Source organism: Nocardioides kongjuensis, assembly GCF_013409625.1.
Taxonomy (GTDB): domain Bacteria; phylum Actinomycetota; class Actinomycetes; order Propionibacteriales; family Nocardioidaceae; genus Nocardioides; species Nocardioides kongjuensis.
In genome coordinates, this window is sequence record NZ_JACCBF010000001.1 from 1,628,994 (window position 1) to 1,650,428 (window position 21,435).

25 protein-coding genes and 1 riboswitch are annotated in these 21,435 nt (G+C 72.4%); of the genes, 4 read left to right on the forward strand and 21 right to left on the reverse strand.

Annotated features, from left to right (window positions below; genetic code table 11):
- Nucleotides 1–12: 12 nt before the first annotated feature.
- The 9 genes from pheT to BJ958_RS07915 form a co-directional block, all read right to left on the reverse strand.
- On the reverse strand, nucleotides 13–2,490 hold the full coding sequence (pheT, locus tag BJ958_RS07875) for a phenylalanine--tRNA ligase subunit beta (RefSeq protein WP_179726331.1): 2,478 nt from the start codon (nucleotides 2,488–2,490) through the stop codon (nucleotides 13–15).
- A gap of 1 nt (nucleotide 2,491) precedes the next feature.
- Complete coding sequence (gene pheS, locus BJ958_RS07880) at nucleotides 2,492–3,589, reverse strand: phenylalanine--tRNA ligase subunit alpha (protein ID WP_179726332.1); 1,098 nt, start codon at nucleotides 3,587–3,589, stop codon at nucleotides 2,492–2,494.
- 49 nt (nucleotides 3,590–3,638) lie between these two features.
- Nucleotides 3,639–4,235: a DinB family protein gene (locus BJ958_RS07885; RefSeq protein ID WP_179726333.1), complete on the reverse strand. Its 597-nt coding sequence runs from the start codon at nucleotides 4,233–4,235 to the stop codon at nucleotides 3,639–3,641.
- Between the two features lie 4 nt (nucleotides 4,236–4,239).
- Nucleotides 4,240–5,274, reverse strand: coding sequence for an ATP-binding protein (locus tag BJ958_RS07890; RefSeq protein WP_273516347.1), 1,035 nt, complete (start codon nucleotides 5,272–5,274; stop codon nucleotides 4,240–4,242).
- Nucleotides 5,271–6,041: a TrmH family RNA methyltransferase gene (locus BJ958_RS07895; protein WP_179726334.1), complete on the reverse strand. Its 771-nt coding sequence runs from the start codon at nucleotides 6,039–6,041 to the stop codon at nucleotides 5,271–5,273. Before BJ958_RS07895 ends, BJ958_RS07890 begins: the two co-directional genes overlap by 4 nt.
- Nucleotides 6,042–6,043: 2 nt before the next feature.
- Complete coding sequence (rplT, locus tag BJ958_RS07900; RefSeq protein WP_141798554.1) at nucleotides 6,044–6,430, reverse strand: 50S ribosomal protein L20; 387 nt, start codon at nucleotides 6,428–6,430, stop codon at nucleotides 6,044–6,046.
- Nucleotides 6,431–6,472: 42 nt separating this feature from the next.
- Nucleotides 6,473–6,667 (reverse strand): 50S ribosomal protein L35, encoded by a 195-nt coding sequence (gene rpmI / locus BJ958_RS07905; RefSeq protein WP_028654205.1) that lies wholly within the window; start codon nucleotides 6,665–6,667, stop codon nucleotides 6,473–6,475.
- A 31-nt stretch (nucleotides 6,668–6,698) separates the two neighbouring features.
- Entirely contained in the window at nucleotides 6,699–7,373 is a 675-nt protein-coding gene (infC, locus tag BJ958_RS07910; RefSeq protein ID WP_273516366.1) for a translation initiation factor IF-3, read from the reverse strand.
- A 276-nt stretch (nucleotides 7,374–7,649) separates the two neighbouring features.
- The gene (locus tag BJ958_RS07915) at nucleotides 7,650–8,177 is read right to left on the reverse strand and encodes an SseB family protein (RefSeq protein WP_179726335.1); all 528 of its coding nucleotides are present in this window, start codon (nucleotides 8,175–8,177) and stop codon (nucleotides 7,650–7,652) included.
- A 47-nt stretch (nucleotides 8,178–8,224) separates the two neighbouring features.
- Here BJ958_RS07915 and BJ958_RS07920 point away from each other — a divergent pair, with 47 nt between their 5' ends.
- The 3 genes from BJ958_RS07920 to BJ958_RS07930 are packed head-to-tail and all read left to right on the forward strand — an operon-like array spanning nucleotide 8,225 to nucleotide 10,893.
- The gene (locus BJ958_RS07920) at nucleotides 8,225–9,475 is read left to right on the forward strand and encodes an amino acid deaminase/aldolase (RefSeq protein WP_179726336.1); all 1,251 of its coding nucleotides are present in this window, start codon (nucleotides 8,225–8,227) and stop codon (nucleotides 9,473–9,475) included.
- Entirely contained in the window at nucleotides 9,453–9,995 is a 543-nt protein-coding gene (locus BJ958_RS07925) for a 4-amino-4-deoxy-L-arabinose transferase (RefSeq protein ID WP_273516344.1), read from the forward strand. The genes BJ958_RS07920 and BJ958_RS07925 overlap by 23 nt, the downstream gene beginning before the upstream one ends.
- A gap of 10 nt (nucleotides 9,996–10,005) precedes the next feature.
- Nucleotides 10,006–10,893, forward strand: a complete 888-nt coding sequence (locus BJ958_RS07930) for an aldose epimerase family protein (protein WP_179726337.1) — start codon at nucleotides 10,006–10,008, stop codon at nucleotides 10,891–10,893.
- Here the strand turns inward: BJ958_RS07930 and BJ958_RS07935 are convergent.
- The 7 genes from BJ958_RS07935 to ribD are packed head-to-tail and all read right to left on the reverse strand — an operon-like array spanning nucleotide 10,890 to nucleotide 15,900.
- Entirely contained in the window at nucleotides 10,890–11,348 is a 459-nt protein-coding gene (locus BJ958_RS07935) for a PH domain-containing protein (protein ID WP_179726338.1), read from the reverse strand. The two genes, BJ958_RS07930 and BJ958_RS07935, sit on opposite strands and share 4 nt — an antisense overlap.
- Nucleotides 11,348–12,190, reverse strand: coding sequence for an ATP phosphoribosyltransferase (gene hisG / locus BJ958_RS07940; protein ID WP_179726339.1), 843 nt, complete (start codon nucleotides 12,188–12,190; stop codon nucleotides 11,348–11,350). Before hisG ends, BJ958_RS07935 begins: the two co-directional genes overlap by 1 nt.
- Nucleotides 12,191–12,200: 10 nt before the next feature.
- Nucleotides 12,201–12,464: a phosphoribosyl-ATP diphosphatase gene (locus BJ958_RS07945; protein ID WP_141798548.1), complete on the reverse strand. Its 264-nt coding sequence runs from the start codon at nucleotides 12,462–12,464 to the stop codon at nucleotides 12,201–12,203.
- Between the two features lie 45 nt (nucleotides 12,465–12,509).
- Nucleotides 12,510–12,998, reverse strand: a complete 489-nt coding sequence (gene ribH, locus BJ958_RS07950) for a 6,7-dimethyl-8-ribityllumazine synthase (protein ID WP_179726340.1) — start codon at nucleotides 12,996–12,998, stop codon at nucleotides 12,510–12,512.
- Nucleotide 12,999: 1 nt separating this feature from the next.
- Nucleotides 13,000–14,238: a bifunctional 3,4-dihydroxy-2-butanone-4-phosphate synthase/GTP cyclohydrolase II gene (locus BJ958_RS07955; protein ID WP_179726341.1), complete on the reverse strand. Its 1,239-nt coding sequence runs from the start codon at nucleotides 14,236–14,238 to the stop codon at nucleotides 13,000–13,002.
- 1 nt (nucleotide 14,239) lies between these two features.
- Nucleotides 14,240–14,872 (reverse strand): riboflavin synthase, encoded by a 633-nt coding sequence (locus tag BJ958_RS07960; RefSeq protein WP_179726342.1) that lies wholly within the window; start codon nucleotides 14,870–14,872, stop codon nucleotides 14,240–14,242.
- Entirely contained in the window at nucleotides 14,872–15,900 is a 1,029-nt protein-coding gene (gene ribD / locus BJ958_RS07965) for a bifunctional diaminohydroxyphosphoribosylaminopyrimidine deaminase/5-amino-6-(5-phosphoribosylamino)uracil reductase RibD (protein WP_179730046.1), read from the reverse strand. Before ribD ends, BJ958_RS07960 begins: the two co-directional genes overlap by 1 nt.
- Before the next feature lie 123 nt (nucleotides 15,901–16,023).
- A riboswitch (FMN riboswitch) is annotated at nucleotides 16,024–16,153 on the reverse strand.
- Between the two features lie 91 nt (nucleotides 16,154–16,244).
- Here ribD and BJ958_RS07970 point away from each other — a divergent pair.
- A complete protein-coding gene (locus BJ958_RS07970; RefSeq protein WP_179726343.1) occupies nucleotides 16,245–16,739 on the forward strand; it encodes a cupin domain-containing protein in 495 nt (164 codons plus the stop codon).
- A gap of 5 nt (nucleotides 16,740–16,744) precedes the next feature.
- On the opposite strand, the gene BJ958_RS07975 is transcribed toward BJ958_RS07970, so the two are convergent.
- The 5 genes from BJ958_RS07975 to BJ958_RS28975 are packed head-to-tail and all read right to left on the reverse strand — an operon-like array spanning nucleotide 16,745 to nucleotide 21,408.
- Nucleotides 16,745–17,917, reverse strand: a complete 1,173-nt coding sequence (locus BJ958_RS07975; RefSeq protein WP_179726344.1) for a lipid-transfer protein — start codon at nucleotides 17,915–17,917, stop codon at nucleotides 16,745–16,747.
- On the reverse strand, nucleotides 17,914–18,303 hold the full coding sequence (locus BJ958_RS07980; RefSeq protein ID WP_179726345.1) for a MaoC family dehydratase: 390 nt from the start codon (nucleotides 18,301–18,303) through the stop codon (nucleotides 17,914–17,916). Before BJ958_RS07980 ends, BJ958_RS07975 begins: the two co-directional genes overlap by 4 nt.
- Nucleotides 18,300–18,689 carry an OB-fold domain-containing protein gene (locus BJ958_RS07985; protein ID WP_179726346.1) on the reverse strand — a complete coding sequence of 130 codons (390 nt, stop codon included), beginning with the start codon at nucleotides 18,687–18,689 and terminating at the stop codon, nucleotides 18,300–18,302. The genes BJ958_RS07980 and BJ958_RS07985 overlap by 4 nt, the downstream gene beginning before the upstream one ends.
- On the reverse strand, nucleotides 18,686–19,240 hold the full coding sequence (locus BJ958_RS07990; RefSeq protein ID WP_179726347.1) for an FAS1-like dehydratase domain-containing protein: 555 nt from the start codon (nucleotides 19,238–19,240) through the stop codon (nucleotides 18,686–18,688). Before BJ958_RS07990 ends, BJ958_RS07985 begins: the two co-directional genes overlap by 4 nt.
- Nucleotides 19,237–21,408, reverse strand: coding sequence for an acyl-CoA dehydrogenase family protein (locus BJ958_RS28975; RefSeq protein WP_179726348.1), 2,172 nt, complete (start codon nucleotides 21,406–21,408; stop codon nucleotides 19,237–19,239). The genes BJ958_RS07990 and BJ958_RS28975 overlap by 4 nt, the downstream gene beginning before the upstream one ends.
- Between the last annotated feature and the right edge of the window lie 27 nt (nucleotides 21,409–21,435).

Consider the following 21,435-nt stretch of genomic DNA (forward strand, 5'->3'; position numbering starts at 1 on the left):
GCCTCCCGGACGTCAGCGTTGCACCGCTCCGGTCAGCTCCGCGGCACGGGCCACGGCGGCGTCGCGGGCGGCACCGGTCTCGGCCTCGGTCAGGGTGCGGTCCGGAGCCCGGAACCGCAACGCGAACGCGAGCGACTTCTTGCCCTCGTCGATCTGCTCACCGGTGTAGACGTCGAAGAGCCGGATCGACTCCAGCAGCTCGCCCGCGCCCTCGCGCAGTGCGGCCTCGACCGCCGCGACGGTGACGTCGGCGTCGACGACCAGCGCGACGTCCTCCTTGGCCAGCGGCATCGTCGAGAACTCCGGGCCCGGGACGACGTCGGTGGCGGCGGCCATCAGCGCGTCGAGGTCGAGCTCGACCGCGGCGCTGCGGGCCGGCAGGCCGTAGGCGCGGCACACGTTGGGGTGCAGCTCACCCGCGTGGCCGATCTCGACGCCGTCGATGCTGATCAGCGCGCAGCGACCGGGGTGCCACGGCATCCGGCCGGCCGAGGCGACCTGGACCGTCACGCCGAGGTCGGCGGCGAGGCGTCGTACGACGGCCAGCGCGTCGGTCCAGCCGGCGTCGGTGCCGGCACCCCACCAGCCGGCCCGGCGCCGCTCGCCCGCGAGGACGACGGCGAGGTGCTGGGGCTGGACGGGCAGGGCCTCGACCAGCTTCTCCAGCTCGGCCTCGGACGGCCTGGTGTGCACGCCGTAGATCGGCGCCGGGCCGTTGTCGGCGGGGAACGCGACGGTGCCCGTCTCGAACAGCGCGACGCCGGGCGCACCGCGACCGACGTTGCGCGCGGCCGCCTCGAGCAGGCCGGGCAGCAGCGTGGTCGTGTAGGCCGGCTCCTCGCTGGACAGCGGGTTGGCCAGGCCGACGGTGGCGCGCAGCGGGTCGTCGGCGGGCAGGCCGAGCTTGTCGAAGGTCGCCTCGCCGACGAACGGGAAGCTGACCACCTCGACGAGCCCCGCACCGGCGAGGGTGCGACCGATCCGGCGGCGCAACCGCTGGGTGCGGGTCAGGCCGCGCCCGGTCGCCCGACGCGGGAGCACGCTCGGCACCTGGTCGTAGCCGACGATCCGGACGACCTCCTCGACGAGGTCGTAGGGGTCGTTGATGTCGGGACGCCAGGTCGGCGGGACGACCTCGATGGTCTCGGCGTCCTGCTCGGTGACCGTCGCGCCGATGGCGCGGAGGTTCTCGACCGTGGTCATCGCGGTGATGTCGATGCCGCTGAGCCGGGCGGGCAGGTCGGTGGCGATGGTGATCGCCGGCCGCTCGGGCGCGGTGCCGACCAGGGTGTAGCCGGGCTCGGCGGTCGCACCGCCGTGCTCGACGAGCAGCTCGACCACACGGTCGGCGGCGATGCCGGGCAGCAGCGGGTCGACGCCGCGCTCGTTGCGCTTGCCGGCCTCGGAGGTCAGCTTGTGGCGCTTGCCGGTGCGGAACATCGAGACGGCGTCCCAGTGGGCGGCCTCGACGAGGATGCGCGTGGTGGTCTCCGACATCTCGGTGGTCGCCCCGCCCATCACGCCGGCCAGGCCGATCGGGCCGGAGTCGTCGGTGATGACGAGGTCCTCGGTGGAGAGCTCGCGCACGGCGCCGTCGAGCGTGGTGAGCCTCTCGCCCTCCCGGGCCCGGCGGACGCCGAGGGCTCCCGCGACCTTGTCGGCGTCGTACCCGTGGATCGGCTGGCCGAGCTCGAGCATGACGTAGTTGGTCACGTCGACGGCCAGTGAGATCGAGCGCATGCCGGCCTGCTCGACGCGGCGCTTGATGAACTCCGGCGTCGGGGCGGCCGGGTCGAGACCGCTGACGAGGCGGGCCGCGAAGACCGGGCAGCCGGCCGGGTCGTCGACGACGACCTCCCACGCCTTGCCGTCGACGTCGGGCAGCTCGCGCTCGGCCGGGTCGGCGAACGGGACGTCGAAGCCGAGCGCCGCCTCGCGGGCGACGCCACGCAGGGAGAGCGCGTAGGCGCGGTCCGGGTTGATCTCGAACTCGATGACCTCGTCGTCGAGGCCGAGCAGCGCGAACACGTCGTCGCCGGGCTGACCGGCGTCGGGCGGCAGCACGATGATGCCGTCGTGGTCCTCGCCGATGCCGAGCTCACGGGCCGAGCAGATCATCCCGGCCGAGACGTGGCCGTAGGTCTTGCGCGCGGAGATCTCGAAGCCACCGGGCAGCACGGCGCCCGGGAGCACGACGACGACGAGGTCGCCGGGACCGAAGTTGTGGGCTCCGCAGATGATGCCCTGGGGCTCGCCCGTGCCGTTGGCGTCACCGACGTCGACGGTGCACCAGTTGATGACCTTGCCGTTCTTCTGCGGCTCCTTGTCCTGGGTGAGGACACGGCCGATGACGAGCGGACCGGTGATGTCGGCGCCCTCGATGGCCTCGAGCTTGAGACCGAGCGCGGTGAGCCGGTCGGTCAGCACCTCGGTGGTGACCGACTCGGGCAGGTCGACGAGCTCCCGGATCCAGGAGACGGGGGCCTTCATGTCAGAGCTCGCTTCCGAATGCGGTGGTGAAGCGCACGTCGCCCTCGAACAGGGTGCGCAGGTCCTCGAGGCCGTGCCGGAACATCAGGGTCCGGTCGATGCCCATGCCGAACGCGAACCCGGAGTAGCGCTCCGAGTCGACGCCGCAGGCCTGGAGCACGCGCGGGTTGACGATGCCGCAGCCGCCCCACTCGATCCAGCCCTCGCCCCGACAGGTGCGGCACTGGTCGGAGTCGACGCCACGGCACACGAAGCACACGAGGTCGACCTCGGCGGACGGCTCGGTGAAGGGGAAGTACGACGGCCGGAAGCGCGTCGTGATGCCCTCGCCGAACATCTGCGTCGCGAAATGGTCGAGGGTGCCCTTGAGGTGCGCCATCGAGATGCCCTCGTCGATGGCGAGGCCCTCGACCTGGTGGAACATCGGCGAGTGGGTGGCGTCGTACTCGTCGGTGCGGAAGACCCGACCGGGGCACACGACGTAGATCGGGGGCGTGCGGGTCAGCATGGTGCGGGCCTGGACCGGGCTCGTGTGGGTGCGCAGCACGACGTGGTTGTCGGCCGGCTCGGTCCAGAAGGTGTCCTGCATCGTGCGGGCCGGGTGGTCCGGACCCAGGTTGAGGGCGTCGAAGTTGAGCCACTCGGCCTCGATGACCGGCCCCTCGGCGACCTCCCAGCCCATCGCGACGAAGATGTCGGCGATCAGCTCGGCGCCGGTGGTCAGCGGGTGGCGGCCGCCGAGCGGGAGCTCGTCGGTCGGCAGCGTCACGTCGACGGCCTCCTCGACGAGGATCCGCGCCTCGTGCTCGGCCTCCAGCACCTCCTGCCGCGCGGCGAGCGCCTTGCTCACGGCGCCGCGGGCCTGACCGACGCGCTGGCCGGCCTCCTTGCGGGCCTGGGGAGGCAGTGCACCGATCTCGCGGTTGGCGAGGGCGAGCGGCGAGCGGTCGCCGGCGTGCTCGGTGCGCACCGCCTTGAGCTGCTCCAGGTCGGTGGCGGCGGCGATCGCGGCCAGGGCGGCGTCGCGCGCCGCTTCGAGCTCGGCAGGGCTCACGGCGGCGACCTCCACGGGGTCGTAGTCAGTGTTCGGGCCAGACATATCGGCGCCAGTCTAGGAACCCGGGCCGCTCCCCCGCGAACCGGTATTGCTACGTGGGGAACTGCTCGGCGATCGCGGTCAGCCGGGCGACGTACGACGGCCAGTCGACGCCGTCCGGGACGTTGGTCACCGCCGGGCGCAGACCGGCGGCTCCGTCGAGCTGCTCGCGGAGTATGTCGAGCTGGCCGGCGTGCCGGTGGAGGTCGCACAGGACGTGGACGGCGATGTGCTGCAGCGTGGTCTGCGCGCCCTCCTCGGGCCACCACGGCACCCGGCCCGGAGCGTCGAGGGGCAGCTGCGCCAGGGCCGCGTCGGCGAACGCGCCGACGCGGCCGTAGAACGCGATCAGGTCCGCGGCCGGGATCGTGGCGGGGACGGTCCAGTCGGCCTGCGGATCGGAGTCGTAGGCGTCCAGCGGGATCACCGCGGGGTGGTCGGGCTCCGGCCAGACCCGGCCGAAGGTCGGGCCGAAGTAGCCGATCTCGACGTTGGCGCAGTGCAGCACCGTGCCCAGGAAGGAGGTGCCGGTGGGAGTGCGCGGCAGCCGCAGCTGCCGCTCCTCCAGGCCCTCGAGCTTCCAGAGCAGCGCCTCGCGCGCGGCCCCGAGGTAGCGGCGGAGCACGTCGCCGTGGTCGGCCTCGGTCATGGGGTCATGCTGCCACGGACCGCGCGACCGGCCAGGTCGTGGTGATCCGCGCACCGCCGCCGGGGCGGTCGTCGACCACGATGGTGCCGCCGTGGGCCCGGACCAGGCCGCGGACGATGTAGAGGCCGAGGCCGGAGCCGCCGCCGGTGCCCTCGGTCCAGAACTTCGTGAAGATCCGCTGGCGCAGCTCGGGGGCGATCCCGTTGCCCTCGTCGGCGACGGTGACGGCGAGGTGGTCGTCGTCCTCGCGCCAGCGGCCGACGTGGACGCGGACGGTGCCGCTGCCGTGGCGCACGGCGTTCTCGACGACGTTGGTGAGCACCTGCATCACCTTGTCGGGGTCAGCGTCGACCGGTGGGAGGTCGGGCTCGACCTCGAGCTCGATCGGGGTCGAGGTGACCACGGTGATCGACTGGTGGACCAGCTCGGCCTTGCGTCCCAGGTCCGTGGGACGCCGGTGCAGCTGGAGCCGGCCGGTGTCGATCCGCGCGACGTCGAGCAGCTCGGTGATCAGCCGACTGAGCCGGTCGGCGTCGGCGCTCGCCGTGGTGAGCATGAGTCGCTTCTGCTCGTCGCTGAGCTTGTCCCAGCGGTTGAGGAGGGCCTGCACGAAGCCCTTGACGCCGGTGAGCGGGGAGCGCAGCTCGTGGGCGAGGGTGGCGACGAGGTCGGACCGGTCGCGGTCGAGACGGGCCCGGCCCCGGCCGGAGCGCAGGTCGACGGCCACCGCGGTGACCGGGCCGTTGCGCACCTCGCGGTGCAGCCGCGCGGTGACCAGGACCTCCGTGCCGTCGGGCAGCAGCCAGGACTGCTCGGGAATCCCGCTGCGCGTCGAGAGCCCGCGGTACGGCGCGTTCGCGTCGGTCCAGGTCTGGGCGTCGTGGTCGGTGAGCGCGAGGACCTCGGCGAACGGACGTCCGAGGGCCTCCGACGGGTCGACGCCGAGCATCGCGGCCGCGACCGCGTTGACCGCGCTCACCGTGCCGTCGGCGTCGGCCAGGACGACGCCGTCCGGCAGGAGGTCGAGGGGGTCGGTCACGCCCTCATCATGGCGCGGGCACTGGCGTAGAGACAGACCGCCGCGGCGGTGGCGAGGTTGAGCGACTCGGCTGCGCCGAGGATCGGGATGCTGACCCGGTGGTCGGCCAGCGCGGCGAGCTCCTCCGGCAGGCCCCAGGCCTCGTTGCCGAACAGCCACGCCGTGGGCCGCGCGAGCAGCTCGTCGGCGCCGAACAGGTCGACCTCTCCCCCGCCGTCGGCGGCGAGGACCGTGAGGCCGGCCGCCTGCGCCCGTCGGACGGCGGCCGCCGGGTCGCGCTCGACGACGACGGGCAGGTGGAACAGGCTGCCCACGCTCGCCCGGACCGTCTTCGGGTTGTAGGGGTCGACCGAGTCGCCGGCGAGCACGACCGCCTCGGCACCGGCCGCGTCGCTGGTGCGGATGACCGTGCCGGCGTTGCCGGGGTCGCGCACGTCGGCGCAGATCGACAGGAGCCGCGGCGCGGGCGGCAGCTCGCCGTCGAGGAACCGGCACACGGCGACGAGGCCGGCCGGGTTGACGCTGTCGCTGAGGCCGCCCATGGCGCGGTCGTCGACCAGGGTGACGGCGGCGTCGCCGAGCAGGCCGGCGTACTGCTGGGCGGCGTCGGCGGTCGCGAAGACCTCGACGACGACCCCGGCACCGAGGGCGCCTTCGACGGCCTTGGGGCCGTCGGCAAGGAAACACCGCCGCCCGGATCGCTCCGGACGGCGGTGCAGCTTGCGTGCTTCCTTGACGCGAGTGTTGCCCGCGGTCAGAGGAGTCATGCTCAGGCGGAGACCTTGGGCGCGTTGACGTCCTCGGGCAGCGCGGCCTTGGCCTGCGCGACGAGCGCGGCGAAGGCGGGGGCGTCGTTGACGGCGAGGTCGGCGAGGATCTTGCGGTCCACCTCGATGCCGGCCAGGTTGAGGCCCTGGATGAAGCGGTTGTAGGTCAGTCCCTCGGCGCGGGCAGCGGCGTTGATGCGCTGGATCCACAGGCGACGGAAGTTGCCCTTGTTCTTCTTGCGGTCGTTGTAGCTGTAGACCAGCGAGTGGGTGACCTGCTCCTTGGCCTTGCGGTACAGCCGCGAGCGCTGGCCGCGGTAGCCGCTGGCCCGGTCGAGGGTCGTACGACGCTTCTTCGCCGCGTTCACTGCGCGCTTGACGCGTGCCATCTTCTTACTCCTTGTTGCTCAGGTTCAGGGGCGGACGGCCGGTCAGAGACCGAGCATCTTCTTCGCGCGCGGGACGTCGTTCTTGGCGACCTCGACCGTGCCGGTGAGGCGACGGGTGACCTTGGAGGCCTTCTTCTCGAGGTTGTGGCGCTTGCCGGCCTTCTCGCGAAGGATCTTGCCGCTGCCGGTCACCTTGAACCGCTTGCTGGCGCCGGAGTGCGTCTTGTTCTTGGGCATCTGATGTGTCCGCTCTGTCTCTGAGTTCGTCTTACAGGTCGATGTCGGGGTCGAGCGCCTCGTTGGCGCGCTTGGCCTTCTTGGTGGTCGAGGGCTGCACCGCGGTCCGCTCGGCGTGCTCGGCGGCCTGCTCGGCGGCGCGCTCGGCAGCGGCCTCCTGCTTCGCGGCCTTGACCTCGAGCTTCGCCTCGGCCTTCTTCTTGTGCGGGCCCAGCACCATGACCATGTTGCGGCCGTCCTGCTTGGGGTTGGACTCGACGAAGCCCAGCTCCTGGACGTCCTCGGCCAGCTTCTGCAGCAGCCGGTAGCCCAGCTCGGGGCGGTGCTGCTCGCGGCCGCGGAACATGATCGTGATCTTGACCTTGTCGCCGGCCTTGAGGAAGCGAACGACGTGACCCTTCTTGGTCTCGTAGTCGTGCGCGTCGATCTTGGGCCGGAGCTTCATCTCCTTGATGATGACGTTGGTCTGGTTCCGTCGCGCCTCACGGGCCTTCTGGGCGTTCTCGTACTTGAACTTCCCGTAGTCCATGAGCTTGCAGACGGGGGGCTTGCCCATCGGGGCGATCTCCACCAGGTCCAGGTCGGCCTCCTGCGCGAGCTTGAGGGCCTGGTCGGTGGGGACGATGCCGACGGTCTCGCCGTTGGGTCCCACGAGACGGACCTCGGGAACCCGGATCCGCTCGTTGATGCGCAGCTCGGTGCTGATGTGTCCTCCAAACTAGGTGTGTCGGGAGGTCTTCAGCCCTGCAAATGAGAAGAGGCTCCCGCTGGTGCAAGCGGAAGCCAGTCATGGGCCCCGTGAGCCCGGTGTCGTCGTACGACGGCCCCGGCAGGGCTTTCCACGGACCGGACCCGACGACCTGGTGGCCGCCTGGGTGGGAGACGATGGTGCTGGTCCCCGCTTGTGGATCCGTCATCCCCACTCGCGCAGGCATGACGGATCGGTCAACGCCCGATGCTATCTCGTTTGTTCCGCGCAGTGCTAATCCGCGGTGCCCAGCCAGGCCCAGTCTCCGTCCTCGAGCCGGACGGGCGTCCAGCCGGAGGCGATCCGGTGCAGGTCGTCGTCGGCGAGGACGAAGGTGTGCGGGCCCGCGACGTCGACCACGAGCGCGTGGGCGCCCTCCTGGACGGCGGTCGCGGCGGCGAGGTGCGCGGCGACCGGGACCGGTCGCGCCTGCGGGTCCCAGGCGGCCAGGGCGGCGAGGTCGGTGAACGCGAGCAGAGCCAGCCGGCCGTCGGCGCCGGTCAGCAGCACCGCGGCCATGTCGCTCGACTTGTCGCGGGCCAGGCCGTCCTCGCCGACCTCGGCCTCGCCGAGGATCGCGACGACCGGGACGAGCAGCCGGGACGGGGCGAGGGCCGCCAGCGCCTCGGGGTACGCCGCCGTGCCGGCCGCGTGGGCCGCCAGCGCCGCGGCCAGTGCGGCGTCGGCGGTGCCGTCGTCGTCGACGTACTCCGAGCCCTGGAGGCGGCGGGCGTCGGGGCGCTCGTTCGGCGATGCGGTCACGTGGCCATCCTTTCACTCCGCCCTACCAGCCGTGGAACGATGACCCGATGCAGCACCACCCCCCTGCGCCGTCGTCGGTCGCGCGCAACAAGCTCGCTGCGCGCCTGCGCGAGGCGGTCGCCGCCTGGGGCGAGCCCCTGTCCACCCCGGTGTTCGTCGTCGACCTCGACGCGTTCGACGCCAATGCGGCCGACCTGGCCCGCCGCGCCGGCGGGACGCCGATCCGGGTCGCGTCGAAGTCGATCCGGGTCCCGGCGCTGGTGAGCCGGGCGCTGGCGGCGGACGGCTTCGCCGGGGTGCTCGCCTACACCCTCGCCGAGGCGCTGTGGCTGGCCGACGAGGACGTCTGCGACGACGTCGTGGTCGCCTACCCGAGCGTCGACCGGGGTGCCCTGGCCACCCTGGTCGCCTCGCCGCGGGCGGCCTCGCGGATCACGATCATGGTCGACGACGTCGCCCACCTGGACCTCGTCGACAGCCTGCGGGCCTCGACCGCGGTGCCGGTGCGGGTGGCGATCGACGTCGACGCCGGGCTGCGCTGGGGCGGGCAGGCGGTCGGTCCCAAGCGCTCCCCCCTGTACGACCTCGGCGCGATCACGTCGCTGGCCCGGACCGTGATCGACCGGCCCGGGTTCCAGCTGGTCGGCGTGATGACCTACGAGGGCCAGGTGGCCGGCGTACCGGACGCGGTGCCGCACCAGCGGGCGAGGTCGGCGATCGTGCGCAGGCTCAAGCAGCTCTCCGTCGCCCAGCTGCACGTGCGCCGCGCGGCGATCGTCGAGGCGCTCGACGCGCTCGAGGGGTACGGCGACTTCACCGGCCTCGGGTTCTGGAACGCCGGTGGCTCGGGCTCGATCGAGTCGTCGGCGGCCGACCCGGTCGTGACCGAGGTGACCGCCGGCTCGGGCCTGCTGGCGCCCACGCTGTTCGACCACTACGAGTCCTTCTCCCCCACCCCGGCAGCCTTCTTCGGCCTCCCGGTCACCCGACGACCCTCGGCGGACGTGGCGACCGTGCACGGGGGCGGGCTGATCGCGTCGGGTCCGACGGGCGCCGACCGGGCGCCGACGCCGTGGGCGCCGGCCGGGTTGAGCCTGACCGGCCTCGAGGGCGCCGGTGAGGTGCAGACCCCGCTGGTCGGCGCCAACGCCGGACGGCTCGCGATCGGGGACCTCGTGTGGTTCCGGCACGCGAAGTCCGGCGAGCCCTTCGAGCACGGCCGCACCGCGCTGCTCCTGCAGGGCGAGCGGTTCGTCGAGGAGGTCCCGACCTACCGTGGCCACGGCCTCGCCTTCTGACGTCCTCGCCGCCGCGCTGTCACGGCCACCGACGCTCGGCGAGGGGCGGCTGATCTGCATCGACGGGCTCGCGGGATCGGGCAAGACGACCCTGGCGCGCGCGCTGGCGTCGCTGGCACCGGAGGCGGTCGTGCTCGGCACCGACGAGATGCTCGAGGGGTGGCGCGGGCTGCCCGGTCTCGGCGCCTCCGTCGACGCGCTGCTGCGCCCCCTCTCCGCCGGGCGGCCGGGGCGCTGGCGGCGGTGGGACTGGTACGCCGACGCCTGGGACGGGACCTTCGTCGTCGACCCCGGGCCGCTGCTCGTGCTCGAGGGGGTGGGGAGCGCAGCGGCGTCGTACGCATCCCTGGTGACGCTGGCGGTGTGGGTCGAGGCGGACCTCGACGTGCGGCTGGCGCGGTGGCTGGAGCGCGACGGGGAGGAGATGCGTCCGCACTGGGACGCGTGGCTGGCCGACGAGGAGGCACTGCACGCCAGGGAGGGGACGCGGGAGCGCGCGGACCTGGTCGTGCGGACATAGGGTCGGGCCCGTGACCGCACCGACCGGCGAGCAGCACGTCCTGTCCTCCCACGGCTACCGAGCCGTCGTCACGCAGGGCAGCGGCGCTCTGCGGTCGCTGACCCACGACGGCCGTGAGCTCGTCGACGGCTTCGCGGAGGACGCGATGCCGTCGGGTGGGCGCGGGCAGCTGCTGGTGCCGTGGCCGAACCGGATTCGGGACGGGCGCTACACCTTCGAGGGGACCACCCAGCAGCTCGCGCTGACCGAGCCGAAGCGGGGCAACGCGTCGCACGGGCTCGTGCGGTGGGTCTCGTGGACACTCGTGTCGGCCGCCGACGACCGGGTGGAGCTGTCGTACTTCCTGCCCGCGCAGACGGGCTACCCGTGGGCGCTGGCACTGACGACGACGTACGCGCTGGGGCCCGAGGGACTGACCGTGACGCAGGCCGCGACGAACCTGGCGGCCACGGCCGCGCCGTACGCGTCGGGAGCGCACCCGTACCTGCTGGCGGGGCCGGGCCCGTGCGACGGCTGGACCGTCGGGCTGGACGCAGCGACGGTGCTGGAGGTGGACCCTGACCGGCTGCTGCCGACCGGGCGCGCGCCGGCAGACGGACTGGTCACCTCCCCGCTCGGGAGCACCGTCCTCAACCACGCGGTGACCGACCTGGCCCGTGACGCCGACGGCCGGGCGACCGTGACGCTGCGATCCGGGCAGACCGGCGTGGCGCTGTGGGTGGACGAGAACCACCGGTGGCTGCAGGTCTACACCGGCGACGACACCCCGACCCCGCGGGTGAGCGTCGCCGTCGAGCCGATGACCGCTCCGCCGGACGCGTTCAACTCCGGTGACGACCTGGTGGTGCTGGCCCCCGGGGCGTCGTACGCCGCCTCGTGGGGGATCCGGGCGCTCTAGCCCTGGTGGGCGGCCACGACCGCGCGCAGCTCGCGGATCGCGGTGGCGGCACGCGCACCGTCGGAGGCGTGGATGCCGAGCAGGGAGACCCGCTCGTCGTCGCCGAGGTCGAGGTGCGGCCACGGTGCGCCCTGGGGGAACCGGACCGTGCCGACCTCGCTCCAGGCGAAGCGCCGGGTGCGGTAGCCGTTGACGACGGTCAGCCCGTCCTCGCGGGCGACGACCCGGGACCGGGCCAGCGCGTTGAGCAGCGCCAGGCCGATCAGGATGAAGAAGATGACGGTCGCCTTCTCCAGGTCGTTGACCGCGGCCCTGGTCTGGTCGTCGAAGCTGACCCACAACCAGGCGAAGGCGCCCACGAGGATCACCGCGAAGACCGCGGCGGCCATCCGGGGACCGAACGGCCGCCAGGTCCGCGGCAGGGTGGGCAGGCCCGACCGGTCGGGATCGGCCATCAGAGCCGGCAGGCGTGGATGTCGGTGGTGAGGATCGCGCGGGCGCCCAGCGCGAACAGCTCGTCCATCACCCGCTGGGCGCTGGCCCGCTGCACCATGGAGCGGACCGCGACCCAGCCCTCGCGATGCAGCGGGCTCACGGTCGGGCTCTCGATGCCGGGGGTCAGGGCGATCGCCTGCTCGACCTTCTCGGCGCGGATGTCGTAGTCCATCATCACGTACGCGCGGGCGACCAGGACGCCCTGCAGGCGGCGGGTGAAGACCTCGAGCGCGCTCGGGTCGGCACCCTCGCGGGTGATCATCACGCCCTCGGACTCGAGGATGACCTCGCCGAAGACCTCCAGGCCCGCTGCGCGCAGGGTGGAGCCGGTCTCGACGACGTCGGCGATCACGTCGGCCACACCGAGCTGGATGCTGGTCTCGACCGCGCCGTCGAGGCGGACGACCGAGGCCTCGATGCCACGCTCGGCGAGGTAGCGCTTGACCACGCCTTCGTACGACGTCGCGATCCGCATGCCCGCGAGGTCCTCGATCTTCTCGGCGGTGCCGGGGCGCGCAGCGAAGCGGAACTTCGAGCGCCCGAAGCCGAGCTGGAGCGACTCGGCCGCAGCCGAGTGCGAGTCGAGGAGCAGGTCGCGGCCGGTGATGCCGGCGTCGAGGGTGCCCTCGCCGACGTACAGCGCGATGTCGCGCGGACGCAGGTAGAAGAACTCGACCTCGTTGTCCGGGTCGATCTTGGTGAGCTGCTTGGAGTCCAGGCGCTGGGCGTAGCCCGCCTCGCGGAGCATGCCGGAGGCAGCCTCGGACAGGGCCCCCTTGTTGGGGACGGCGATCTTGAGCATGTGCGTTACCTCAGAGGTGTGCGTAGACGTCGTCGAGCGAGAGGCCGCTCGCGATCATGAGGACCTGGGCGTGGTACAGCAGCTGGCTGATCTCCAGGGCCGTGGCGTCCTTGCCCTCGTGCTCGGCGGCCATCCAGGACTCAGCGGCCTCCTCGATCAGCTTCTTGCCGATCGCATGGACGCCGGCGTCGAGCTGCCGGACCGTGCCGGATCCCTCGGGCCGCGTCTGTGCCTTCTCGCTGAGCTCTGCGAACAGCTCGTCGAACGTCTTCACGGGAGGTCAGCCTACGGCGTGGCCGCAGCCCGACCGCCGCCGGTCTCAGCCCGTGTAGCCGCGCGAGCGGATCCTCTTCAGCGTGGCCGCGGTCTGCAGGGCCGCCGAGGCGGCCTCGTAGCCCTTGTCCTCGCAGGATCCCTCGAGGCCGGCGCGGTCCAGCGCCTGGGCCTCGTCGTCGCAGGTGAGGACGCCGAACCCGATCGGGGTGTGGTGGTCGAGCGAGACCCGGGTCAGGCCGTCGGTGGCGGCACTGCAGACGTACTCGAAGTGCGGCGTGCCGCCGCGGATGACCACGCCGAGCGCGATCACGGCGTCGTACGACGGCGCGAGGGCCGCCGCGGTGACGGGCAGCTCGAAGGTGCCGGGGACCCGGACGACGACGGGCGCCTCGACCCGATGGTCGGCGAACGCGCGCTGGGCGCCGGCGATGAGGCCGTCCATGACCTCGGTGTGCCAGCTCGCCGCGACGACCGCGACCCGCAGGTCGTGGCAGTCGGTGGGGGCGATGTCGGGGGCGCCGTGTCCGGCCATGTCAGTTGACTCCTTCGAGGTCGAGGTCGGGCAGGTCGTGGCCCATCCGGTCGCGCTTGGTCAGCAGGTAGGCGAGGTTGTGGCCGTTGGGGTGCGGCGTGAGCGGGACCCGCTCGGCCACGGTGATCCCGTAGTCCTCGAGCGAGGTGACCTTGTCGGGGTTGTTGGTCAGCAGCCGCACGTCGGAGACGCCGAGGTCCTTCAGGATCTGGGTGGCCGCGCCGTAGTGGCGGGCGTCGGCGGGCAGGCCGAGGTCGAGGTTGGCGTCGACGGTGTCGCGACCACCGTCCTGCAGCTGGTAGGCCTGCAGCTTCGCGACCAGGCCGATCCCCCGGCCCTCGTGGCCGCGCAGGTAGATGACGACACCGCGGCCCTCCTCGACGATGCGGTCCATCGCCTCGTTGAGCTGGGGACCGCAGTCGCAGCGGCTGGAGCCGAACACGTCACCGGTCAGGCACTCCGAGTGCACGCGGGTGAGCACCGGGCCGCCCTCGGCGAGGGTCGCCGGGTCGCCGTACACGAGGGCGACGTGCTCGCTGCCGTCGACCGTGATGGTGTAGCCGATGGCGGTGAAGTCACCGTGGCTGGTGGGAAGGCTGGTCTCGGCCTCGCGGACGACGTGGGTCTCGACGCGGCGGCGGTAGCGGACGAGGTCCTCGATCGAGATCATCGCCAGGCCGTGCTCGTCGGCGAACGCACGCAGCTCGGGGGCGCGCTTCATGGTCCCGTCGTCGTTGACGACCTCGACCAGGACACCGGTCGGGGTCAGTCCGGCGAGGCGGCACAGGTCGACGGCGGCCTCGGTGTGGCCGCGGCGGACCAGCACGCCGCCCTCGCGGTAGCGCAGCGGGAACACGTGGCCCGGGCGGGTCAGCTCCCACGGCTCGGTCGCGGAGTCGGCGAGCACGCGCACGGTGTGCGCGCGGTCGGCGGCGGAGATGCCGGTGCTGACGCCGTCGCGGGCGTCGACCGAGATGGTGTACGCCGTGCGGTAGGCGTCCTTGTTGTGCGGGGTCATCAGCGGGATCTCGAGCCGGTCCAGCATCGCGCCGGGCATGGGCGCACAGATGACCCCGCTCGAGTAGCGGATCGTGAAGGCCATCAGCTCCGGCGTCGCCTTGCTGGCGGCGAAGATGATGTCGCCCTCGTTCTCGCGGTCCTCGTCGTCCACGACGACGACCGCCCTGCCCGCCGCGATGTCGGCGATCGCGCGCTCGACCGGGTCCAGTCGCACCGACATGTCAGTTCTCCTCGCTGCTGGCGCTGCTGGCGCTGGGGGTGCTGGTGTAGGCACGGACGAGCTTCTCGACGTGCTTGGCGATGACGTCGACCTCGAGGTTGACCTGGTCGCCGACGGCACGGAAGCCGAGCGTGGTCCGGGCCAGGGTCTCGGGGATCAGGCTGACCGTGAAGGTGTGGTCTCCGGCCTCGACGACGGTGAGCGAGGTGCCGTCGACGGTGATCGAGCCCTTGTCGACGAGGTAGCGGCCGAGCTCGGCGGGCATCTTGATCTCGACGAGCTCCCAGTGCTCGCTGGGCGTGCGGGCGACGACCTCGCCGACGGCGTCGACGTGGCCCTGCACGACGTGGCCGCCCAGGCGCTTCTCGGCGGTGACCGCCCGCTCGAGGTTGACCCGGTCACCCACGTCGAGCCGACCGGTCGTGGTCTTGGCGAGGGTCTCGGCCATCACGTCGGCGGTCCAGGTCGTGTCGGTGCGCTCGGCGACGGTCAGGCAGCAGCCGTTGACGGCGATCGAGTCACCGAGGCCGGCGTCGGACAGCGTCACGTCGGAGGCGATGGTGAGCCGGATGGCGTCCCCCTGGTCCTCGACGGCGGTGACGGTGCCGAGCTCCTCGACGATGCCGGTGAACATCAGGCGGTTCCTTCCTTGTCCCGGCCCTTGGTGGGCCTCATGATCATGCGCACGTTGGCCTCGGCGCCCTCGCCGACGACGGTGGTGTCGACGAGCCGGAGGTGCAACGCGTCGGCGATGGTGCCGATTCCGAGGTCGCCGACAGCCGAGCGGCCGGAGCCGAGCAGCATCGGGGCGACGTAGGCGACGACCTCGTCGACGAGCCCCGCCTGCAGGAAGGCAGCAGCCAGGGTCGGCCCGCCCTCGAGGAAGACGTGGTGGCGGTCGTGGTCGGCGTACAGGGTGCGGAGTGCCTCTGCGGGGTCCTGCGTGCGCAGGTGCACGGTGGGCGCGGCGTCGTCGAACACGCGGCGGTCCTCGGGGAGGTCGCGCTCCCCCATCACGACGCGCAACGGCTGCTCGCCGACCGGCTGGTCGTCGTCGCCGCGGACGGTGAGCTGCGGGTCGTCGACCTCGACGGTGTTGGTGCCGACGAGCATGGTGTCGCACAGGCCGCGCAGCAGGTGCGTGTCGCGGCGCGCGGCCGGCGAGGAGACCCACCGCGACGTGCCGTCGGCGGCGGCGCTGCGCCCGTCGAGGGTGGTCGCGAACTTCCAGGTGACGAAGGGCCGGCCGTTGCGGTGCGCGAACGTCCAGGACCGGTTGACCTCGGCGGCCTCGTCGGCGAGCAGGCCGGCGTCGACCTCGATGCCCGCCTCCAGCAGTGTCTCCATGCCGCCCGCGGCCTGAGGGTTCGGGTCGCGCTGGGCGATGACCACACGCGCGACGCCGGCGGCGATCAGCGCCCGGGAGCAGGGCCCGGTGCGCCCGGTGTGGTTGCACGGCTCCAGCGTCACGACCGCGGTCGCACCGCGAGCCAGCTCGCCGGCCACCTTCAGCGCCTCGACCTCGGCGTGCGGCGTACCGGCGCCGTGGTGGTAGCCCTCGCCGACGATGCTGCCGTCGGGTCCGAGCAGGACGCAGCCCACCCGCGGGTTGGGGTGCAGCGGCACCCCGGGGGTCACTGCCAGCGCGAGCGCACGACGCATCGCGTCGTACTCACGGGTGAAGCTCTCCGTCACCGGCCACCGCCTCTCGTCGTCCTGGACGCGGACTCCGGGGCTTGCCTGGCGTACGGCGGGCGCCCACTGCGGGGCGTCCGTCGGACACTCGTGCGTGCACTTCCCATCCGGACTTTGACCGTCGGTCCAGGAGTTCCACCTGGTCAACCGATCACTGGCTGCGATCGGGTCGCGGACTGTCACCGCCGGTTCGGATTTTCACCGACCCCAGAGCACGCGAGCTCTTGGGATCCATGGTGGCACACCGCGACACGCCGTGCGCCGTGGGTCCGGTCACTGGGACCTCCTGGCGGCCTCGGTAGCGTCGCTGCATGTCGTATCCCCCACCCCTCCACGACGGCGACGGCGAGGTCTCGGCCCGGGTGCGTCCCGGCACCGACGGCCCCGACCTCGTCTACCCCAACGGCAACCGGGTCCACTACCTGGCCCGCGGCGAGGCGACCGGCGGCCTGTTCGGCCTCTACCGCTGGGAGTTCTCCGAGGCGGTCAGCGGACCGGGCCCGCACTTCCACCGCAGCATGGCGGAGTCCTTCTACGTCCTCGAGGGCGAGGTCCGGATCCACACGGGCGCCGAGTGGGTGACGGCGCGGCCGGGCGACTTCCTGCACGTGCCGCCCGGCGGGATCCACGGCTTCCGCAACGAGTCCGGCGCCCCGGCGTCGATGCTGCTGCACTTCGCGCCGGGCGCGCCGCGGGAGCCCTACTTCGAGGGTCTCGACCGGCTGGCCCGGGGTGAGGAGTGGACCCCGGAGGAGTACGACGCGTTCATGCGCGAGCACGACAACGTGTGGGTCGAGGAGTCGTAGGGCCCTCAGGCCGACAGGATCAGCCCGCTCGTCGGCACGCCGGTGCCGGCGGTGACCAGCACGTGGTGCGCGTCGGCGACCGGGTTGACCGAGGTGCCGCGCACCTGGCGCACGCCCTCGGCGATGCCGTTCATCCCGTGGATGTAGGCCTCGCCGAGCTGGCCGCCGTGGGTGTTGACGGGCAGCCGGCCACCGAGCTCGATGGCGCCGTCCTTCACGAAGTCCTTGGCCTCACCGCGGCCGCAGAACCCGAGCTCCTCGAGCTGCATGAGGACGTACGGCGTGAAGTGGTCGTAGAGCACGGCCATCGGCATGTCGGCGGGGGTGAGGCCGGACTGCTTCCACAGCTCACGACCGACGACGCCGATCTCCGGGATCCCGATGTCGTCGCGGTAGTAGGACGTCATCACGAACTGGTCCCTGCCCGAGCCCTGTGCGGCGGCGGTGATGTACGCCGGCCTCTGGGCCAGGTCGCGGGCCCGCTCCGCCGAGACGACGACGAGGGCGACCGCGCCGTCGGACTCCTGGCAGCAGTCGAGCAGGTGCAGCGGGTCGGCGATCATCCGGGACGCCTGGTGGTCCTCGAGGGTGATCGGCCTGCCGTAGAAGAACGCGGCCGGGTTGGTGGCGGCGTGCCTGCGGTCGGCGACGGCGACGCGGCCGAAGTCCTCGGAGGTGGCGCCGTACTCGTGCATGTAGCGACGCGCCTGCATGGCGACCGTGGCGGCCGGCGTCGACAGGCCGAGCGGGTAGGTCCAGGCGTTGTCGAGGCCGTTGGTGTTGACCTGCGCGGCGGCCCAGCTGGACACCTGGCCGAACCGGTCGCCGGAGCGCTCGTTGAAGCCGCGGTAGGCGACGACGACGTCGGCGACGCCCGTGGCGACCGCCATCGCGGCCTGCTGGACGGTGGCGCAGGCCGCCCCGCCGCCGTAGTTGATCCGGCTGAAGAAGCGCAGCTCGGGGATGCCGAGCTCGCGGGCCACCGCGATCTCGGACGAGGTGTCCATGGTGAAGGTGACCAGGCCGTCGACGTCGGCGGGCGTGAGGCCACAGTCGGCGAGGGCGTGGCGCACGGCCTCGACGGAGAGCTGGAGCTCGGAGCGGCCGGACTCCTTGGAGAACTCGGTCGCGCCGATGCCGGCGATGGCGGCCTTGCCGGAGAGGGTGCGCTCGCTCATGCGGCCACCTTGACCGTGCCGATGACGTGGTCGCCGAGCGAGACCGAGCCGACGACCTCGATCGTCGCGACGCCGTCCTCCACCTCGGTCACCTCGCCGGTGAAGGTGAACGTGTCGTAGGGGTACGCCGGCGCGCCGAGCCGGATCGCGATGCCCCGGATCTGGACGTCGGGTCCGGCCCAGTCGGTGACGTAGCGCTCGCACAGCGCCGTCGAGGTGAGGATGTTGACGAAGATGTCCTTCGAGCCGGCCGCCTGGGCGATGTCGCGGTCGTGGTGGACGTCTTGGAAGTCGCGGGTCGCGATCGCGGTCGAGACGACCAGGGTCGGCGTGATGGGCAGGCTCCACTCGGGAAGCCGCTCCCCCACCTTCAGCTCGGCGCTCATCGGTCCACCTTCGTCCAGATCGGGAGGGTCAGGTCGTCGTCGATCACGTTCCAGCCGACGACCGCGCGGTCGCCGATCTCGACGGGACCGGTCATCTCGGCCACCATCCGCACGCCCTCGTCGAGGTCGAGCAGCGCGATGACCAGCGGCAGCTCCTTGCCGGGCACCTGCGGGGCGTGGTGGACGAGGTAGGAGAACACCGTCCCCTCGCCGGCGGAGACCACGTAGCCGCGGTCGAACGCGCCGCAGTCCGGGCAGGCCGGCCCGGGCGGGTGGCGCAGGACGCCGCACTGGTTGCACTTCTGGATCCGCAGCTCGCGGTTCGCCGTGCCCTCGAAGAAGTAGGCGTTGTCCCGGTTGACGACCGGGCGCACCGGGCCGCTCACGCGTCGGCCTTCGCGCGGGGGATGAACTTGAGCACCCGGAAGAGCATGGTCGCGACCCGCTCGTCGCCGACGTACCAGGTGTTGCGGGAGGTCACGAAGTAGCCGACTCCCATGCCGGTGACCTTCGGGCCGACGACCGAGTCGAGGGCGGTGGTGACCCGCACCTTCTCCCCCACCGTGAGGTAGCGGTCGTAGGACTGCTCGCAGTTGGTGCCGAGGACGGCGGTGAAGCCGGCGTCGGTGAGCACCCGCATCATCGAGTGCAGCGGGTCGTCCTCGGACGGCTTGCCGCCCAGCCCGTACATCGTCCACACCTGGGCCATCGACGGCGGCGCCTCGCCCGCCTCGAAGCGCGGGTTGTCGAGGCCCATCGCCTCCAGCCAGTTGTTGATCGTCGGCTGGTTGACCTCGTCGCGGGCGACCCGCTCGGCGGCCTCTCCCCAGCCCTTGATCCGCTCGGCCTCGGCCATCACCTTCTCGTGGACGGCGGCGGGAACGATCTCGACACGCTCGCTGGCGCTCGCTGCTCGATCACCGGCGGGGGCGCTCATCGCGGCACCCGCGGCAGGCCGAGGCCGAACATCGAGATCAGCTCGCGCTGGACCTCCTGGACCCCGCCGCCGAAGGTCAGCACGAGGTTCCGCTTGGCCTGCGCGTCGAGGTAGTCGACCAATTCCTTCGTCTCCTGTTCTCCTGCGTCACCGTGGCGGTGCACGAGCGAGATGAGGTCGGCGAGCAGGTGCTGCACCTGGTCGGAGGCGAACACCTTCGACGAGGACGCGTCCGCGACCTTGATCTCGCCGGCGGCCGCGGCCCGGGCGACCTCCCAGTTGAGCAGCTCGTTGACCCGGAACACCGCGGTGGCCCGGCCCAGCACCTCCCGCACGTCGGGAAGCTCGAGCACGCCGGCGGCGCCGGCCCAGCGCACGACGCGGTCGCGCAGGCCCTCGATCCGGCCCGCGGGGCCGAGCATGACCCGCTCGTGGTTGAGCTGGGTGGTGATCAGCCTCCAGCCCTGGTTCTCCTCGCCGACCAGCATGTCGGCGGGGACCCGGACGTCGTTGAAGTACGTCGCGTTGACGTGGTGGGAGCCGTCGGCGGTGATGATCGGGGTCCAGCTGTAGCCGGGGTCCTTGGTGTCCACGATCAGGATCGAGATGCCCTCGTGCTTCGGGGCGTCCGGGTCGGTCCGGACCGCGAGCCACAGGTAGTCGGCCTGGTGGCCGCCGGTGGTCCACATCTTCTGGCCGTTGACGAGGTAGTAGGGCTCGCCGTCGCCTTCGACGAGCCGCGCGGTGGTGCGCAGCGAGGCGAGGTCGGTGCCGGCGTCGGGCTCGCTGTAGCCGATCGCGAAGTGCACGTCGCCCTTGAGGATGCGCTCGAGGAAGAGGTCCTTCTGCTTCTGCGTGCCGTAGCGGATCAGGGTGGGGCCGACGGTCTGCAGGGTGACGGACGGCAGGTGCACGTCGGCGTACTGCGCCTCGTTGGCGAAGATCGTCTGCTCGATCTCGCCGAGCCCGTGGCCGCCGTACTCCTTCGGCCAGCCGACGCCCATCCAGCCGTCGGTGCCGAGGCGGCGGATCATCCGCTCGTACGTCGGCCCGTGCCGGTTCCACGCGCCCTCGACCGGGTCGGGGTCGTGGATGCCGTCGAACTCGGCCGCGACGCCACCGAAGTACGCGCGCAGCCGGGCCTTGAGGGCACGCTGGTCCTCGGTCAGCTCGAGGTTCTTCGCGCCGGCACCCTCGACGGGGACGTCGGCGGCCGTCGTGTCGAGCGCGTGGGCGAGGTCGGTGCCCCACGTGGTCAGCGCGACGAGGGGGTAGGTGATGTCGACGCCCATGCCGCCGTGGAGGTGGTGGCAGGTCCGCAGGGCGTACGGCGCGACCTGGCTCACCCAGTAGCCGGCGACCGCCAGGTCGTCCTCGGCCGGAAGTCCCTCGGCGACCCGCCACACGGCGTTGTCGGCAGCCAGGTCGAGGGTGCGCGAGGCGACGTAGACGTCGGCCATCTGCAGCGAGACGGCCTGGAACTCGGCGAGCGCTCGGCCGAACTGCTGGCGGCCCTTGACGTAGTCGGCCGTCAGGTCGCGCGCACCGGCGAGCACCCCGGCCGCGGTCACGGCGAGCCCGGCGCGGGCCAGGTCGCGCAGCCGCGCGGCGGCGCCGTCGGCGAGCGGCTCGGCGGGAGCGCCGTCGAGGACGACGGTGTGCTGCGGGGTGGCGCTGGACGCGCTCGCGGGCAGCAGGGTGACGCCGGGGCCGGTGGGGTCGACGAGCACGACGACCTCCTCGTCCCCGTCACGGGCGGTCACGAGCAGGCGTGCGGCCCGCTCGGCGTGGGTGACGGCGAGCTTGCGGCCGCTCACGGTGCGGTCGGCGTAGCGCGCCTCGCCGCGCAGCGCGGGCGTGACGACCAGCTCGCCGGCGGCGATGCCCGGGAGCAGCTCCTTGCGCTGGGCGTCGGTTCCGTGGTCGGCCAGGGTGAGCGCGCCACAGCACAGGGTCTCCCAGACCGGCACCTGGACGGCCGCCCGGCCCGTCTCGCGGAGGAGGACGGCGACCTCCGCGAGCCCGAGTCCTTCGCCACCATGCTCCTCGGGAACCGGCAGCGAGGTGAGTCCGGCTCCGGCCCAGGCCGCCCAGGCCCGGGCGTCGGAGTCGCGCTCGAGCACCTCGCCGACGACGGCACGAACTGCGTTGATCGCCTCTGCATCCACAGGGAAACTGTAACGTGTTCTAGTCTG